The organism is Amycolatopsis sp. NPDC104775, assembly GCF_055583325.1.
Window position 1 is genome coordinate 415,880 of the sequence record NZ_JBVJOE010000004.1, and the last position, 15,515, is coordinate 431,394.

The 15,515-nt window shown below is 60.5% G+C and carries 21 protein-coding genes; 16 read left to right on the forward strand and 5 right to left on the reverse strand.

What is annotated here, in order from left to right; translation table 11 throughout:
• Positions 1-8: 8 nt before the first annotated feature.
• The 5 genes from ACZ63D_RS20505 to ACZ63D_RS20525 form a co-directional block, all read right to left on the reverse strand.
• Positions 9-179: a hypothetical protein gene (locus ACZ63D_RS20505; protein ID WP_465355903.1), complete on the reverse strand. Its 171-nt coding sequence runs from the start codon at positions 177-179 to the stop codon at positions 9-11.
• A gap of 948 nt (positions 180-1,127) precedes the next feature.
• The gene (locus tag ACZ63D_RS20510) at positions 1,128-1,484 is read right to left on the reverse strand and encodes a DUF8033 domain-containing protein (RefSeq protein WP_465355904.1); all 357 of its coding nucleotides are present in this window, start codon (positions 1,482-1,484) and stop codon (positions 1,128-1,130) included.
• A gap of 86 nt (positions 1,485-1,570) precedes the next feature.
• Positions 1,571-1,741 (reverse strand): hypothetical protein, encoded by a 171-nt coding sequence (locus tag ACZ63D_RS20515; protein ID WP_465355905.1) that lies wholly within the window; start codon positions 1,739-1,741, stop codon positions 1,571-1,573.
• A 367-nt stretch (positions 1,742-2,108) separates the two neighbouring features.
• Positions 2,109-2,321 carry a hypothetical protein gene (locus tag ACZ63D_RS20520; protein ID WP_465355906.1) on the reverse strand — a complete coding sequence of 71 codons (213 nt, stop codon included), beginning with the start codon at positions 2,319-2,321 and terminating at the stop codon, positions 2,109-2,111.
• A gap of 85 nt (positions 2,322-2,406) precedes the next feature.
• Complete coding sequence (locus ACZ63D_RS20525) at positions 2,407-2,772, reverse strand: hypothetical protein (RefSeq protein ID WP_465355907.1); 366 nt, start codon at positions 2,770-2,772, stop codon at positions 2,407-2,409.
• 921 nt (positions 2,773-3,693) lie between these two features.
• On the opposite strand from ACZ63D_RS20525, the gene ACZ63D_RS20530 reads away from it, so the two are divergent.
• The 16 genes from ACZ63D_RS20530 (at position 3,694) to ACZ63D_RS20605 (ending at position 15,510) form a co-directional block, all read left to right on the forward strand.
• Positions 3,694-4,185, forward strand: coding sequence for a hypothetical protein (locus ACZ63D_RS20530; RefSeq protein WP_465355908.1), 492 nt, complete (start codon positions 3,694-3,696; stop codon positions 4,183-4,185).
• Positions 4,186-4,200: 15 nt separating this feature from the next.
• On the forward strand, positions 4,201-4,713 hold the full coding sequence (locus ACZ63D_RS20535) for a methyltransferase domain-containing protein (RefSeq protein WP_465355909.1): 513 nt from the start codon (positions 4,201-4,203) through the stop codon (positions 4,711-4,713).
• Positions 4,710-5,252 (forward strand): hypothetical protein, encoded by a 543-nt coding sequence (locus tag ACZ63D_RS20540; RefSeq protein ID WP_465355910.1) that lies wholly within the window; start codon positions 4,710-4,712, stop codon positions 5,250-5,252. The genes ACZ63D_RS20535 and ACZ63D_RS20540 overlap by 4 nt, the downstream gene beginning before the upstream one ends.
• A 52-nt stretch (positions 5,253-5,304) precedes the next feature.
• Complete coding sequence (locus ACZ63D_RS20545) at positions 5,305-6,714, forward strand: hypothetical protein (RefSeq protein WP_465355911.1); 1,410 nt, start codon at positions 5,305-5,307, stop codon at positions 6,712-6,714.
• Entirely contained in the window at positions 6,711-6,908 is a 198-nt protein-coding gene (locus ACZ63D_RS20550) for a hypothetical protein (RefSeq protein ID WP_465355912.1), read from the forward strand. The genes ACZ63D_RS20545 and ACZ63D_RS20550 overlap by 4 nt, the downstream gene beginning before the upstream one ends.
• A 5-nt stretch (positions 6,909-6,913) precedes the next feature.
• A complete protein-coding gene (locus ACZ63D_RS20555) occupies positions 6,914-8,107 on the forward strand; it encodes a phage portal protein (RefSeq protein ID WP_465355913.1) in 1,194 nt (397 codons plus the stop codon).
• A 14-nt stretch (positions 8,108-8,121) separates the two neighbouring features.
• The gene (locus ACZ63D_RS20560) at positions 8,122-9,120 is read left to right on the forward strand and encodes an HK97 family phage prohead protease (protein WP_465355914.1); all 999 of its coding nucleotides are present in this window, start codon (positions 8,122-8,124) and stop codon (positions 9,118-9,120) included.
• A gap of 191 nt (positions 9,121-9,311) precedes the next feature.
• Positions 9,312-10,739 carry a hypothetical protein gene (locus ACZ63D_RS20565; RefSeq protein WP_465355915.1) on the forward strand — a complete coding sequence of 476 codons (1,428 nt, stop codon included), beginning with the start codon at positions 9,312-9,314 and terminating at the stop codon, positions 10,737-10,739.
• 4 nt (positions 10,740-10,743) lie between these two features.
• A complete protein-coding gene (locus ACZ63D_RS20570; RefSeq protein ID WP_465355916.1) occupies positions 10,744-11,280 on the forward strand; it encodes a hypothetical protein in 537 nt (178 codons plus the stop codon).
• Positions 11,277-11,522, forward strand: coding sequence for a hypothetical protein (locus tag ACZ63D_RS20575; protein WP_465355917.1), 246 nt, complete (start codon positions 11,277-11,279; stop codon positions 11,520-11,522). Before ACZ63D_RS20570 ends, ACZ63D_RS20575 begins: the two co-directional genes overlap by 4 nt.
• Positions 11,523-11,536: 14 nt before the next feature.
• The gene (locus ACZ63D_RS20580; protein ID WP_465355918.1) at positions 11,537-12,163 is read left to right on the forward strand and encodes a hypothetical protein; all 627 of its coding nucleotides are present in this window, start codon (positions 11,537-11,539) and stop codon (positions 12,161-12,163) included.
• 17 nt (positions 12,164-12,180) lie between these two features.
• Entirely contained in the window at positions 12,181-13,311 is a 1,131-nt protein-coding gene (locus ACZ63D_RS20585; RefSeq protein WP_465355919.1) for a hypothetical protein, read from the forward strand.
• Between the two features lie 2 nt (positions 13,312-13,313).
• Positions 13,314-13,664: a hypothetical protein gene (locus ACZ63D_RS20590; RefSeq protein ID WP_465355920.1), complete on the forward strand. Its 351-nt coding sequence runs from the start codon at positions 13,314-13,316 to the stop codon at positions 13,662-13,664.
• 12 nt (positions 13,665-13,676) lie between these two features.
• Positions 13,677-14,555: a head-tail connector protein gene (locus ACZ63D_RS20595; RefSeq protein WP_465355921.1), complete on the forward strand. Its 879-nt coding sequence runs from the start codon at positions 13,677-13,679 to the stop codon at positions 14,553-14,555.
• Positions 14,552-15,001 carry a hypothetical protein gene (locus ACZ63D_RS20600; RefSeq protein ID WP_465355922.1) on the forward strand — a complete coding sequence of 150 codons (450 nt, stop codon included), beginning with the start codon at positions 14,552-14,554 and terminating at the stop codon, positions 14,999-15,001. Before ACZ63D_RS20595 ends, ACZ63D_RS20600 begins: the two co-directional genes overlap by 4 nt.
• Positions 14,998-15,510 carry a hypothetical protein gene (locus ACZ63D_RS20605; protein WP_465355923.1) on the forward strand — a complete coding sequence of 171 codons (513 nt, stop codon included), beginning with the start codon at positions 14,998-15,000 and terminating at the stop codon, positions 15,508-15,510. The genes ACZ63D_RS20600 and ACZ63D_RS20605 overlap by 4 nt, the downstream gene beginning before the upstream one ends.
• Positions 15,511-15,515: the final 5 nt, after the last annotated feature.

Below are 15,515 nucleotides of genomic sequence, written 5' to 3' on the forward strand. Positions count from 1 at the left end.
ATGCGTTCCTAGGATGAAACCCAGTCGGCTACTCCGATAGCCTCGGCGACGGCGTCCTTCGCCGAATCGCCGCCGAGGCCCGACACGGATGTGATCAATTCGACTAGCGCACGGTCATACTCCGGGTTGCTTCCATCGCTGGCCAGATCACGTGCCGCGTCGAGAAGATCTTTCAACATCCTGGCATCCCTTCCTGGGTGACTTATTGTTGCGATCGCGCGTATCTTAACTCGGAGGTTGCACCTCCCGATGAGCTACTTCTCCAGGACCTCAAACGGCCCCCACGGGGTCAACTGCTCTGTGGTCGGCGTCGGGATGACATGCGTGTTCACGCCCGGCTGAGACCATCGTTCAGTCTCTCCCTGCCGTACCCACACGGAACCATCCCTGAGCGATTGACACTTCCGGCCGCTAGGCCGCTCCGAAACGGTTTGCTTCATTCCTGCTCCCGGTTGTGTAATGCGGTTACGTTGTAACGCATGTGGGACACATCTTTATGCCCGACACGCGTACTCGATCACTTGGCCAGACGGACACCTCCTGGGCGGGGTTCCACGATGTCATGGCGGAAGAGAGTTCGCGTTGCCGGTCCATCATGGCGAACGGTGATGTACTGCCCGCCGAAGTCATCCGTGGCGACTTCGGCCGTCACGGTCCCGGGGTGCCAATGCGTACCGTTGCGCCATTCCACCTGCGCGCCCACCGTGAACGCGGCCCGTTCATCCGCTGTGAATCTCCTACGCACCGTTGCTCCCTTCCGTTGTGCTTCCTTGCCGACGTGCCCGGCGGGGGAGTCGAACCCCCGCTGCGACCATCCGGGCTACCGTGATTAGTGCTTGCGTTGCTCGCGAGAGATCTCCTGGGTGTCGGCTGCGAGCACCTTGATGGTTCTCTGAGAGACATCCAGTCTCACCCGATACATTCGCGTCTTCGGGTTGTACGCGATTAGTTCGCCGAACCGGTCTCCGCGTATCCACGCGTCGGTATACGCCGGAACCTCGACCCGAACTATGTCCAGTTCGAGTTCCCACACGCTGGCCATAGTTGCTCCCTTCCGTTGTGCTTCCTTGCCGACGTGCCCGGCGGGGGAGTCGAACCCCCGCTGCGACCATCCGGGCTACCGTGAGTCAACCGACGTAACTTTCCAGCTCGGAGACGGCTACCCGCACCGCGTGTTGCTGGCGGGTAGTGGTCTGCGAGTAGGTCACGTCCGGGATAACCCATCCTGTTTTCTCATCGTGCCAACCGATCGGCGTTCCATATGAGTAGATCAGGTAGTCAATCCCGCCGCTGTTCAGCCGGGCATTGAAGGTTTGCGACCACTCCGGATCAACGTAGAGCCGACCGGTTCCGCGTGCGTCGCGAGGGTGCGTGACCGGGAAGCCCTCAAAGTTGCTCCCCTCGAACGGTTCCCGGTTATCCAGCCACTTCGCGAACGTCCGAAAATCCGTGTAGTCGCGTCCGCGTGTGCGGTATCTGTTCATTGGTAACCCTTTCGTTGTGCCTTGCCTTGCCGACGTGCCCGGCGGGGGAGTCGAACCCCCGCAGTGACCATCCGGGCGGCTACTGCCTAAGCGATGCGGTTGGTGCAGTTGAGCACCACGCTTCCGTCGTCACAAACCGTTGCGCGGTAGTCGATCGGGAAGCGCGAGAACGTCACCGTGTTGCCGTTCCATCGCGCGGTATCTCCCGACCGGCGGATCATGTCAGACAATTCGTCGCGCGTGATCGTGGTTTCCATTGCCTTACCCTTCCGTTGTGCCTGCCTTGCCGACGTGCCCGGCGGGGGAGTCGAACCCCCGCAGTGACCATCCGGGCGGTTGTGCCTTACTGCATTACGCCGCTTGCGATTGCGGCCCAACCGGCTATATACCCTTGCGAGTACGCGCGGGACGTAGCAGGAGTGCCGTAGACACCGCGCAGCATCCGCGCGTGAGCTTCGTACTCGGTGCGGTCGCTTCGGTTCCGGCGAGCTGCCCGCATCCCGGACGCCACACCAGCGTCATAAAGCGCCGGGCAGTGGTCATATGCCACGCGTACCGGCGAGGGGGGCAATTCCGGTTCCGGGATGGGGTACACCACTCCGCGCGCGGGCGAGTATTCGAAGCTCATCGCGCACCGCCCGCGCTCCGCGCCGGACAGGTTTCAGTGTGGTTGCGGCACTTCCGCTTGTTCCAGACCACCCAGAAGTGGCCACTAGCGACGAACAGGTAGGCGAATCCCATCACAATGGCGGATTCGTGACCGATGATCCCGGCGGACATATACGCCCCGCCCATCACGGTGTGTTCCTCGCCTAGCGCCGCGAACATAGTGCGCATGATCGTTCCCCTAACGTTGTGCCTGCCTTGCCGACGTGCCCGGCGGGGGAGTCGAACCCCCGCACCGACCATCCGGGCGACCTAGCTAGCTTCCGATGGGCGGGTAGAGCGCCTCTTTGCCGTCGGTGGGAATTCCGCGCCAACCGGCGGCCAGCAGCGCGTCCCATTGGGCATCGGTGACCGTTCCGTCGTCTACCTCTCGGTAGGCGTAGACGTCACCCTGGCAGTGGTCCGCATCGCGGTACTGCGCCATGCACTCCGCGAACGCGATTGCGTCCGCTTGCGCGTCCGTCATGTCAGGGGTGACGAGCGAGCCCGCGTGCGCGGTCACCCGGTCCGACGCCGGAGCGGCAGCGAACTCCGCCGGGAACGCGAGCGCAACGGCGGACGCCGTGATCATCGCACCGGCCGCGAGTGCCGCGCCGAATGCCTTGCGTGCCTTAGTGATCATGTGCCTTCCCCTTCCGGGAATGTGCCTTGCCGACGTGCCCGGCGGGGGAGTCGAACCCCCGCACTGACCTTCCGGGCGGACCTAGCAATACCGGCGATATGCTTCGGCGAGTTCGGTATCACTGAACTCCGCGACATCATCCGGCGGGTATACAGTGGACAGTGCCCGTTGCATGTGCTCCGTGCGCAGACGGTCAGAATCTCTGTGCCCCAACAACATGCGCGCGGCGTGGTCTGTCCATTCAAGACCACGCGTGCGCACGAATTCGTCGTACTGTTCCGCTTGCGTGGTTGCTGTCATTGGTGCGTACCTCTCATGTGGTCTGAACCATGCGTGCCGCGCGCGGGGGTCGAACCCGCTTGCCGGGGGTATGAGCCCCGGCCGCACACCGTGTCTCGCGGCCTACTGCACACCCCGTGATGCGGGGTGCCCTACAGGGGTAGCGTCCGCGTTGCCGCAGTCCGGCCGTCCGGAGTGTCCACCGTGCTCACGTGCTGCTCTCACCAGCACGGTCATGGCACGGCGCGGATACGTCTGCCCTGTCTCGGGTGTGGTGCGGATGCCGCGCCCTGTGCTACGCCCGTACCGCTATCGGCCCTAGGCTGCGCGTACTCGGCTCACCGCTTGTCTCATGCCATCCGCCGGGGGTGTGGTGCCCGGACGGGGCGGGGGCTAGGGGGCCGGTGGCCCCTCTCTCTTGGTATGTACTGTACTGTACAGGACACCCCTGCCTGAGCGTTCCGCCGAACGGGTGAAATGGGCCATGCAAATTGCAAGCCATAATCAAGTAAAGGTCTTTTTAAGATCAACTGGGCGGCGGACCTCGGGCTCGGCCGCTAAATTTCCCCCCGAGATCAACTTTTGAAAACGCCTCTGACCTGCACTTATGCCTGATGAGGCATGCTCGAAACGGAAAGATTTATGCACATCGTAGTGCCCTTTGTAACGCGAGTGGAATTGAAAACCCTCGATTTCCTTAAAATGCACGTTACGGAATTCGATTTGCGCGATGTCTCCCATTCTCAAACTGCTTATACGGAGCTTTTGGCTGATTTATGGGCCTCTGCGGCAGACTTTTGCCTGGTAGAGCACGACATCGTGCCGTTTTCTGGGGCTTTTGAGGAGCTTGAGGAGTGCCCGGAGCGGTGGTGCGCCTTCGCCTACCCGTTCGGTGGCAGTACGCACGCGGGACTGGGCTGCACGAGGTTTCGCCGCGAGCTGATGGAACAGCACCCCACCGCTGTTGGCCAGACGTGGGCGGCCTATGCCGACGCGGTACATCCGCCTGGCCACTGGTGCGCGCTCGATGACCGCCTTACCTCGGTGCTGACAAGCCTCAACGTCTCGCGGCACGTCCACGCCACACCAGTGGATCACCTACATCCACGAGCGACACATGGGTGCATCCCGTGATCAGGAGAGACCGATATGCACGATGAGGCTTTCGCAGCAGTGGCCCGGATGGCGCACGATTCCGGCACGGCTGATCGGACCGACTTGTCCGTCCTGGACATCGGCGGCAGGAACATCAACGGCACCGTGCGCAGCCACTTCGCCGCCACGGACTGGACCACCTTGGACATCGTTGCCGCCCCTGAGATCGACATCGTCACCGATGCTCGCGTCTGGATTCCGGATCGTCAATGGGACCTGGTGATGTGCACGGAGGTGCTTGAGCACGTCGACAACTGGAAAGGCGTCATCAAGTCGGCCTGGCTGGCCACGGCCCCCGGCGGCGTGCTGATCTTGACGTGCGCGTCGACCGGCAGGCCCGAACATTCGGCGACCGGCGAACGTCTCGTCCCGGCAGGCGAGCATTACGGCAACGTCGAAACTGAAGAGCTTCGCGTCGTCCTGGAGGATCTCTTCGCGTTTTCCGTTGTGCGGTACCAATTCCCGCCGGGCGATGCCTACGCATGGGCGCGCAAGGGCGACCGATGACTGGCGTCGGGCGGCCGGTGACGGATAAGAGTCCTCAGGCTGTGAAGCGGCGGGATTACCAGCGAAGGCTTTCGAGGCACAAGAAAGGCGACCATTCGCTGTGTGAGGAAGGAAAGTGTCCGGCGAAGGTTCGAGCCAACGCTCAGGCGGATCTAGAACAGAGGATGGAGCTGGGGCCTACCGGACAGGTTCTCTGGGATGAGATGACCGCCGGTGGGCCGATTGGTCCCATGCCATCGGTTTTGTTGCTGCAAGCATGTCGGATCGCCGACTGGCTCGACCAGCTCGACGCGCAGCTCCGAGGGGAAGACTGGCTGAGGTTTCGGCACAGCCCGCAGGAAGATCACGAAATCCACGTGTACGTGGACAAGGTGCTTTCAGAAGCACGGGAACAAGCCACTGCCCTCAAGGGAATTCTTGCCGAACTTCGGCAGGTGATTCCGAAGAACAACAGCGGCAGCGGTGGCGGAGATCTGAGCAATGCAGTCACCGACATCATGGAGCGCATCGCCAAACGGCGGGAAGACTCCACGGGTTAGCGTTTGCCCGCCGTACAAGTACAGCCCGTACGAGGAAGCGGCAGACTTCTGTTTGCTGGCCGGACTGACGCTCGACCCATGGCAGAAGGACGCGTTGCGGATTCTGCTGGCGAGACGAGCAGACGACAAGTGGGCATGCCGCGACTACGGCGAGATTGTGCCGCGACAGAACGGAAAAGGCGCGATCATGGAGGCCCGCGTGCTAGCGGGGCTCTTCTTGTTCGGCGAAAAACTGATCATGTGGTCTGCGCATGAATATAAAACCGCGATGGAAGCTTTCCTGCGCGTTCAGAACCACATCAAAACGCTGGAAGAAGTCGGAATCGTCAAAGACGGGTCGATCAAGACCGTCAGCTCTCATGGCGAACAGGGCTTCGAGATCTTCAACAAGCGCGGCTTGATCGAGCGTCGTTTGAAGTTTATCGCGCGAAGCAAGTCCTCCGGTCGGGGCTTCTCCGGCGACGTGAATATCATAGACGAGGCTTTCGCCTACACGGCAACGCAGCAGGCCGCGTTGGAGCCGACGATGAGCGCGAGGGAGAACCCTCAGATCATCTACACTTCGACTCCGCCGCTGACCGGGGACACGGGCGAGGTGTTGTACGCCTTGCGCAAGCGGGCGGAATCGGGCGACGACCCGTCGATCGGCTGGCGGGACTGGGGCGCAGCGGGCGAACTCGAAGATCTGGACGGCGTCGACCTGTCCGACCCGGAACTGTGGCGCAAAACCAATCCAGCGCTCGGAATCCGAATCACCGAGGAGACTGTTGGGCACGAGCGACGGGCAATGTCCAAGCTGGACTTCGCACGCGAGCGGATCGGTATCTGGCCAAGGGAAATCAGTCCCGAGGGCGGAACGATCGACATCGAACACTGGTTCGGGCTCAAAGACCTGAAATCGCGTCGTCGCGGCTCCGTGACCATCGCCGTGGACATTGAGCCGAACCGGAACTTCGCTGCGATCGGGCTCTTCGGCACGCGTGAGGATGGTCTCGGACACATCCAATTGCTGGACTACAACCCCGGCACCGAGTGGCTGATTGGCCGGATCATCGAACTCAAAAGGGTTCTCGATCCGATCGCGATCGTCATGGGCGCGGGAACGTTCAAGTCCATCAAGGCGGAGCTGGAAGCCTCCGGACTGAAGGAATCGGCCGACAAGGACAAGCCTCGGCGGGGTGATCTGCTGGTGACCAATGCCAGCGACATGGGCGCGGCGTGCGCGGGTTTCATCGACGCCGTGAGGCACAGCAAGGTGCGGCACCTGGACGAGATCGCTCTGAACGCCGCTGTGGCAGGAGCGAAGACGAAGGAGCTTCCCGACTCCATCGCCTGGGCTCGTAAGGATTCGAACACCGACATCAGCCCGATCGTCGTCGCCACTCTCGCCCGCTGGGGGCAAATGGAGCGCGCAGACGTGGTCTTGGCTAGCGACTACGAAATCGCGGGGTCTTTGTGGTGAGCAAAATCGAGTTGACCGATGTTCTCGATATTGTCGGCCTCGCATGCATTGCAGGCGGAGCCGGATGGGGAATAAAAACCCTGGTAGGCGGATCGCTGGGCTGGGCTGTCGGCCTGATCGTCGTGGGTGCAATCGTGATGGCCGCCTCGTGGCTGGCGCAGTACTTGACGAAAGACAAGGAACGGGGGAGGTGAACTAAATGGGACTATTCTATCGGGCAACCGCACCGAATATCCCGGCATCTGATTACATTCCCCGTCGTCCACCTGCGACAGCTCTCGGAACTGCGGTCGTCACCAATGAGACGGCAATGCGGCACAGTGCCGTGTGGGCGTGCCTGAGGCTGCGCGCAAACCTAATCTCAACACTGCCCGTAGACGTGTTCCGACGCGTCAACGGAATCCAGGTCGAACAGTCGACGTTTGTCAACCCTGGCGGAGAGCAGATCAGGTTCAATGAATGGCTCTATTCAACACAGCTCGACCTGGACCGATCTGGAAACGCCTTCGGGGTCATCACGGAACGCTGGCACGTGGGAAACATGCCGCATACCATTCAGCTCGTTCCGGTCTCTGAAGTGTCGGTGATCAGCAAGGGCGGAACGGTCAAAAAATACCGCGTGGCCGGGCAGGAATACAGTCCGAGGGACATCTGGCACGAGAAACAGTACACGATCAGCGGGCTCCCGTTTGGCTTGTCACCGCTGGCATATGCGGCATGGACCGTTGGCGAGTATCTGTCGATCCAGGATTTCGCAATGGGTTGGTTCGGCAATGGCGGTGTTCCAAAAGCGATGCTGAAGAACACCACAAAGCCGACGATGACGGCGCAGGAAGCAGGAGAAGCGAAGGATCGCTTCAAGGCTGCGGTATCCAGTGGCGACATTTTCGTGTCCGGTGCAGACTGGGAATACCAGATGATCCAGGCGCAGCAAACAGGCAGGGAATGGATTGAGGCAAAGAACTCGTCCGTGTCCGATATCGCCAGGTTCTTTGACTGCCCCGGAGATCTCATCGATGCGGTGGTGCAATCAGGGAACATCACCTATGCAAACATCACGCAACGAAACCTCCAGTTTCTAATCATGCATCTCGGACCTGCACTCATTCGACGTGAACTGGCCCTGGGTGAACTGTACCCGGAACCGCAATATGTGAAATTCAATACTGATGCGTTGCTGCGCATGGACCCGCTGACGCGCGCACAGTTGATGAAGCTAGAAGTCGACTCCCGTCTGAGGACTCCGAGTGAGGAGAGGGAGCTTCTGAACCTTCCTCCGCTGACTCAGGACCAGATCGACGAATTCAACACTCTGTTCCCGGTCATGGGCGGGTTCAATGATGTCGCCGGGGAACATGAGGCCCAACATCTTCTGCCTCTGGCGCAGAGCTGACGAGGAAATTCAACATGAAATCTGTCGACCTTGGATCGGCTCGCGCAGCTCGTGCAGCGGCGAAGCCGGGAATTCCTAACGGCGCTCCGGGGCGCATGCATGCATTTTCCAGCGAGCTACGTGCCGCGACTGTCTTCCGCAACGGGCAGGAGCGCATCCGCGTGGAGGGTTACGCATCGATCGTTGAGCGCGAGTACGAGATGTACGACATGTTCGGCGAGTATCGCGAAGTGATCTCACACAGCGCTTTCGATCAGACGCTAACCAACAACCCTGATGTGGCATTCCTGACGAATCATCGGGGCGTCACGATGGCCCGTACGACGAACGGAACCTTGGAGCTGTCCGTCGACCCCATGGGGCTGCGTTCTATCGCCTACCTCAACCCTGAGCGCCAGGATGTGCGGGATCTGGTGGCGGCCATCAACGATCGCGACGTGACCGAGATGAGCTTCGCTTTCATGATCGAGGACGGCGAGTGGAACGACGACTTCGACAAGTTCCGCATCCACCAGGTGAACCTCCACCGTGGCGATGTGTCGGCCGTCAACTACGGTGCCAACCCCTACACCAGCATCGCCGCCCGCTCCGGCGAGCTGTTGGCCGACCTGGAGCACCTGCCCGCCGGAGCGCAGCGCGCAGCGTTTAAACGCCTCGCCCGTGCCATGAGTGCCCCGGCCGCCGACGGGAACACCAACGACCTCATCGCGGCCGTAGACGCCAATATCGACCAGGCCATCGAGCTGTTCGGCGGGACGGACACGGCTTCGCTCCCGGCGGCTGTCGCGCAGGCGATCGACCTGGTCAAAGGAGCTGACAGCATCATCGACCAGGTGATGGAGTGCATGAGCATTCCGGACCCGGACGACGATGGCGGTGCGTCTTCGAATGGAACTACGGGCACCGATGACAGCGGTTATTCTGGTCGCTCGGTCGAGCAGCACCAGGAGACGCGAGGCGCGAAGCCCGGGGGTCGTTCGATCCAGTTGATCCAGCAGCTTCTCGATCTCTAATTGAATAACAACTGAATAGCTCGCCAAGCGGCGGTCAGACCGTAGGCACCAAAGTTGCACGGCATATTCTCGTCAAGCGCCAGTCAGAACGTAGACGAGTCAGACATCCGCCAGTCAGAGCGGTAGTCGGCCAACCAGTCAGAAAGGGTTCTACGTCGCTGAGGCGACATTGGCGGGGCATTTAAATGCCTATGATCATCGACGACATGATCAACTCCATCGAAGTGGAGCTTGAGCAGGCCGTCAAACAGCGCGACAAGTCTGTCGCGGAAGTCAAGTACATTCTTGAGAATGCCAACAAAGAAGGTCGCGGCTCGCTGACGGCGGACGAGGACGAGCGGGTCAACCAGCTGTTCGCCACTCGCGACCGTCTCAAGGCCGAAATCAAAGGCATCGAGACCAAGCTCGACATGGCGAAGCGCGCCAAGAAAGAGGAGCTGGAGAACGAACAGCATCTTGCGCAGCGCGTGCCGTCTGGTGCTTCGGCTCCCGCATACGACGCCGTTGCCCGTGTAGGCGCTGAAGAGCGCACCTACAACCCGGAGAAGGATCGTCGCGGGACGAAGTTCCTCCAGGACGTGACGCGGCAGTTTATGTTCAATGACCTGGATGCCGGGATGCGGCTCGCGAAGCACATGCAGGAAGAGCGCGTAGAGCGGGGTCAATATCTGGAGCGTGCGGCTGGTACCGGTAACTTCACTGGCCTGACCGTCCCGCAGTACTTGACCGACCTGTACGCCCCGGCCGTGGCTGCGATGCGTCCGTTCGCGGATGTCTGCACCCACCACGACCTTCCCGAGTCGGGCATGACCGTGAACATCTCGCGGATCACCACCCCGTCTCAGGTCGGGCTCCAGACGACCCAGAACACGGCTGTTCCTGGGCAGGACATGCAGGACACCCTGCTGACGATCAACGTGCAGACCGCCGCTGGCCAGGAAACCCTGAGCCGCCAGGCGATCGACCGTGGCACGGGCATCGAAGAAGTCACCATGAGCGACCTCTTTCGGCGCTACGCCACGAACCTCGACTCGACGCTGATCAACCAGGCAGCGACAGGGTATTCCGCCGTGGCCAACTCGAACTCTGTGACGGCGACCACCTTCACCGGCGCGGGCGGCTTCTACCCGACCGTGATGCAGGCGGCCAGCAACGCGGAAACCGCCCTTTTGGCGCAGGCGTTCCCGGACTACGTCGTGATGCACAACCGGCGCTGGTATTGGCTCCAGAACATCCTGACGACCTCGTGGCCCGCCATCCAGCAGCTCGGGTACGACCCGCGCAACGCTGGTGCGAGCGACGGTCGGCCATACTCGGCCGGTGTTCGCGGTCGTCTGCCGAACGGGATGCTCGTTGTGGTGGACAACAACGTTCCCACTAACATCGGCGGTTCCGCCGGTACGCAGGACGAGGCGTACGTGATCGCTTCGCAGGAGTGCCACCTGTGGGAGGACCCGAGCGCCCCGGTTTTCATCCGGGCCGAGCAGCCTGCCGCTGCGAACCTCGGCGTTTTGCTGGTGCTGTACGGCTATTTCGCGTACACCTTCGGGCGCTACCCGGGTGCTCCGCAGAAGCTCAACGGCGCTGGCATGGTGCCTCCGACCTTCTCGGGTAGCTAATCCGTTGAAGCTGATTCGTTCGTGGCCGTTCAGCATTCCCGCTGGGCGAGCCTACGTCGAAGACTCCATCGAGCGGCTGGTGATTGCGAATTGCGATTACCGGCCGCTCGATGGCGTTCAAGACGATGTTGTCCTGATCGAATGGGACATGGCGGTAGAGAGAGACGAACTACGGCGCTTCGTCCGCAGAGCCAAAGAGAATCCCGATCGCGTCCTCGTGGCTCCGTACAAGCTGTATTACCCGGAGCTTCCTGCACCGGCATGGGCACACCGTTTGTGGGACGGGAATCCGCCCGACAGCAATCATCCATCAGGGGCGAAGCCGATTCCGGACGAGAATCCGGGATGCAACCTCTTCGGACTCGGACTCTGCTATCTACCGCAAAAGATCACACATGCGTTCTTTCAAGCCGAGTACTCACGTCACGTTGGAGACGTCGAGTTTTCCATGTGGCACTACCGGAACGTAAGCCGATGGGTGCCTGTCGACTGGGACACACGCCCGGTCCATCTGAACTACAGCATCGAAGGACTGATATGAGCATTCCCGAACCGCTGGTTCCGCAGATGGCGCAGCTGAAGGCTGAGCTGGAAGTGTGCAAGCTGCACGGCAACACCGACCGTATCGCTTCTCTGAAGCGAACCATTGCCGCGCTCGAAGCACAGTACGGGATCGAGCCCGAACGGGCGGCCGAAGAGGCCGCACCCGAGCAGCGTGAGTCGACCAAGGCCCCGGAGGGCCGGTCCGCCCCGCAGGCTCGCCAGTCGAAGGCAGCCAAGTAAGGGAGTGATCCGCCATGGCGCAGTGGTATCGCCAAGCGCTAACGAAGTTTCTGAACAAAGAGGCGGACTGGGACAGCGACACCATTGTGATGACGCTGCACACGTCGTCTTACATCTACAACCTAGATACGCATGCCTACGTCTCCGATTTGAGCAACGAGTTGGCCACAGGTAACGGATACACAGTCGGCGGCGTCACTCTGACCTCGGTGTCCAAGACCTATACGGCGGCCAACAGCTTCGGCACTAGCTGGTCAGCATCTACGAGCTACGCAGTCGGCGCGGTTGTGCGCCCGTCCACAGGCAATGGTTTCCTGTACCGCTGCACGGTGGCTGGTTCGTCCGGCGCATCCGCGCCCTCGTTTAGCACCACGGTAGGCGCGTCCACAACGGACGGAACCGTCACCTGGGAAACGGTGGGAAGCGGAATCATCCAGCTGACTGCTGCGAGTCCATCGTGGACCAGCCCATTCTCTGCGGGGCCGTTCCGATATGCAGTGATTTCAGACCGGACGCCCGCTACGGCGGCCACCCAGCCACTTATCGGAATTATCGACTTTGTCACTGATCAGACCGGTGGCGGTGGGGCGCTCCAAATCAACTTCAACACGCTGGGCGTGCTAGCGCTTTTCGTGCCGTAGACGGGGAGTGATGCCAGGTGGCTATCACTATCCGACAACAACAAGCAGCGGGATCGGATACCGCAGCGATCAGCTTTACCACGACCTCGGTGGTTGGCGATACGATCATTCTCGTCCAAGCGAACGACTGGTATTCGCTTTCGAATCTCCAGACACCCACTGGTACTGCCGTCGCTGCTGGCGGATGGACGCTGGTGCAGACCTACGACAACGGCACTAATGCCTGTCACGCGAAGGTATGGCAGGGAACGGTGTCTACGGCGAACGGGACTGTCCTGGTCAACAACTCCACGACGGATGAGGAACGGTTCGCCGCTTGTTTCGTGTTGCAAAGCGGAACTTACGACACAGGCGGCAACCAGTCTAGTTCGGCGGCGACGACGTCGTACATTGCTCCATCGGCATCAGCGGCGGGGTCTGACGATCTGCTGCTCTGCATGTGGTGCAACACCGACGAAGCATCGACTCCGAACATAACCGCGCCCGCCGGAATGACCTCGTACCCCATGGTCAAGGTCGGCTCGTTCATCACCTTCCTGACTGCCAGTCAGCAGTTGACGACGTCTGGCGCGACGGGAACGAGGACGGCGACAAGCTCGGGGTCGACTTCATACCTCGGAATCTCAGTTCTGGTTAAGAACGCCGGAACAACGAAAACTCTGTCCGATCCTTCGGTCGGAACAGCTCGTTGCGGGAATTCGACCACACCGCCGACAACGGTGGGCATGGTTTACGCGGACACTCCGAGTGCGATCCGTGCGTTCAACCCGCTGGGCGAGACTGCGATTACCGCCACACGCGCAGCAGATCCCTCGGTCAAGACGGTCAGGGCTGCGCGGATCGTCGGGGAGAAGATTTCTCGTGGAGTCGCGCTCATTGATGCGATCGCGTCGGGGGTACAGGTTAGCAAGACGTTCGATGCACTTGCTTACACACTGATTCTTCGCGATACGTCCGGAACGGTTCTGCTCCGTCGCCCGCCGATGGAGTTCATATCGCGCACGGACCCTACATCCTTCTTTGTCTGCCAGGACTTCGCTGGAACTGCGGCGGTCGATTCATACGACGGGGCCGGTGCCGTGGACGCCTACTCCACGACGTTGTCCATTGATCTATACGACGGCACTGCCGCGAACTGCGGGAGGTAGCAGTGGCGACGCAGCAGAATATCACTCTCAATCAGGACAATGACGAGAATATCAATTGCGTCCTGACTACGAACAATCCCGCAACCGGAACCGTGCTGAATCTAACCGGCATGACGCTTGAGTGCTATGTGAAAACGTCGAACTCGACGCCGGATTCTGATCCTGCCACGTGGAAGGGCACTTCAGTCGGTGGCCAGATCAGCGTCACTGACGCCGTAAACGGAAAAGTGACAGTCATGATTCCGGCGTCTGCGGTGGTTCCAACAGCGGGATGGTGGCGTCTCGATGTGCTGAGCGCCAGTAATAAGAGAAAGACGGCGGTGTATGGAGTTTTAACCGTCGTCCGCATGTGAGAGGCGTGGCGAATGGCTATCGATCTAGGCGAGGTTTACCGCCTGACGTTCACGCTTACTTCTCCGTCGGGCGGTTTGGTCAATGCGGACCCTGGCGCGCTGACGCTGACAATCACATTGCCGGATGGGTCTGTCACGAGTTCGTCTTCCTTTACGCCGGACACTACAGGTCAATACCACTATGACTATGTGACAGTCCAGCCGGGCAGGCATATGGTCCGATGGCTGGCAACCGGCACTAATCCGGGCGCGAAGACGGACACTTTTGATGTCATGTTGTCGTCGCCGAACGCACTGATTAGCTTGGCTGACGTAAAGAACCAGCTGAATATCACGCAGACCGATCACGACGAGGAGTTGCAGTACTATATCGAGTCGGCCACCAGCGTGATCGAGGAGTACACCGATCAGGTTGTCGTTCAGCGAACGATCTCCGAGGAGCATTACCTCACCGACTACAGCTGGGGGCTCGGTCAGAACTATGGCCAACCGGCGGCGTGGGGGGTACCGGCCAGGCGTCTGGCACTGCGCAAGCGTCCGGCCAACGCGCTCGTCTCCGTTACGCGTTACGACAACACGCTGGCGTGGGACGTCGTGAACAACCTGCACCTCAATCCCAGCGGGATCATCGACGTGATCTGGGGAAACCCGCTATCCGGGCATATCAAAGTCGTGTACACGGCCGGACTGACGGTCATCCCCGCGAACTACATCCTGGCGGCAGGGATCATCGTCCAACACCTCTACGAGACCCAGCGCGGGCAGAAGGGGTCGCCGAAGGTCTCATCGCTGGGCGAGCCGCACGGGTACGGAGCCAGCTATCTCGGCATCGCCATCCCTGAGCGTGCGATCGAGCTGCTGGGGCCGGGCGGGAAGGCGGGGTTCGCGTGAGCAGTCGTCTACCCGCAACGATCGATGCGCTAATGAGCGTCCTGTCGGGGCAGGGATTCATCGTCGCGGACGGCCCGTACACCACATCCGAGACCGATCCGACTGTCTATATCGGATACGACGGGGACCCCGGGGGAAGCTTCGAAGCAGCGCAGATGCATGCGGCGTGGGCGGGAAGCGTAGGCGCGCACAAGCGTGACGAGAGATTCGCCGTGATCTGCGCCGTAGTCATCATCAGCGGCGACTCGAACTCGAAGACATGCCGGGACTCGGTTTTCACTCTCTACAACCAGGTTGAGAATATTTTGCGCAGCAACGTGAGCTTAGGATTCACGTCGCCGTACATATCGTCGGTTGTTCCGAAGTCGTTTTTCTACGAACCTTTTAGTGATACAGGATTGCAAGGCCGGCTCGTGTTTCACGTAGAAGTAGAAACGCGCATATGAAAGTAGTCAGATCATGGCCGTCGGAGAATCCAGCTGGCCGCTCATGTGTTCAGGATGATGTCGAACGCGTAGTTATTTCGGGTCACGACTACAAGAAGCTCGCTTCGCTAGACCAAGACGTGATCCTGCTGGAGTGGGACATCGCTGTAGGCCGTGAAGATCTCCTCCACTTCGCCGACAAGGCATATGGAGAACGCGACGCTGTCAGAGTTGCTCCGTACTACCTCTACCGTCCGGAGTTGCCGGGGACCTACTGGGCTCACCGCAATATCGACGGAAGCAGCGTTTCTTACCGGCAACCGACCTGTGCGTTATTCGGGTTCGGCCTTATCTACCTTCCCCTGAGCGTCGTTCGAGCTTTCTTTGCGAGCGGACCGACGGGGCGTGTAGGAGACACCGAATTTTCCGAATGGCACTACGCAAACGTGAGCAAGGCGGTGTCGATCGAGTGGGACGTAAGGCCAGTTCACCTTCACTACAACATCGGCGCTTACAGCCGTGGCATTTGAGGAAA

Coding starts and splice junctions, on each gene's coding strand:
- ACZ63D_RS20505 (WP_465355903.1), bottom strand. CDS start 179: ATGTTGAAAGATCTTCTCGACGCGGCACGTGATCTGGCCAGCGATGGA.
- ACZ63D_RS20510 (WP_465355904.1), bottom strand. CDS start 1,484: ATGAACAGATACCGCACACGCGGACGCGACTACACGGATTTTCGGACG.
- ACZ63D_RS20515 (WP_465355905.1), bottom strand. CDS start 1,741: ATGGAAACCACGATCACGCGCGACGAATTGTCTGACATGATCCGCCGG.
- ACZ63D_RS20520 (WP_465355906.1), bottom strand. CDS start 2,321: ATGCGCACTATGTTCGCGGCGCTAGGCGAGGAACACACCGTGATGGGC.
- ACZ63D_RS20525 (WP_465355907.1), bottom strand. CDS start 2,772: ATGATCACTAAGGCACGCAAGGCATTCGGCGCGGCACTCGCGGCCGGT.
- ACZ63D_RS20530 (WP_465355908.1), top strand. CDS start 3,694: ATGCACATCGTAGTGCCCTTTGTAACGCGAGTGGAATTGAAAACCCTC.
- ACZ63D_RS20535 (WP_465355909.1), top strand. CDS start 4,201: ATGCACGATGAGGCTTTCGCAGCAGTGGCCCGGATGGCGCACGATTCC.
- ACZ63D_RS20540 (WP_465355910.1), top strand. CDS start 4,710: ATGACTGGCGTCGGGCGGCCGGTGACGGATAAGAGTCCTCAGGCTGTG.
- ACZ63D_RS20555 (WP_465355913.1), top strand. CDS start 6,914: ATGGGACTATTCTATCGGGCAACCGCACCGAATATCCCGGCATCTGAT.
- ACZ63D_RS20560 (WP_465355914.1), top strand. CDS start 8,122: ATGAAATCTGTCGACCTTGGATCGGCTCGCGCAGCTCGTGCAGCGGCG.
- ACZ63D_RS20565 (WP_465355915.1), top strand. CDS start 9,312: ATGATCATCGACGACATGATCAACTCCATCGAAGTGGAGCTTGAGCAG.
- ACZ63D_RS20575 (WP_465355917.1), top strand. CDS start 11,277: ATGAGCATTCCCGAACCGCTGGTTCCGCAGATGGCGCAGCTGAAGGCT.
- ACZ63D_RS20580 (WP_465355918.1), top strand. CDS start 11,537: ATGGCGCAGTGGTATCGCCAAGCGCTAACGAAGTTTCTGAACAAAGAG.
- ACZ63D_RS20595 (WP_465355921.1), top strand. CDS start 13,677: ATGGCTATCGATCTAGGCGAGGTTTACCGCCTGACGTTCACGCTTACT.
- ACZ63D_RS20605 (WP_465355923.1), top strand. CDS start 14,998: ATGAAAGTAGTCAGATCATGGCCGTCGGAGAATCCAGCTGGCCGCTCA.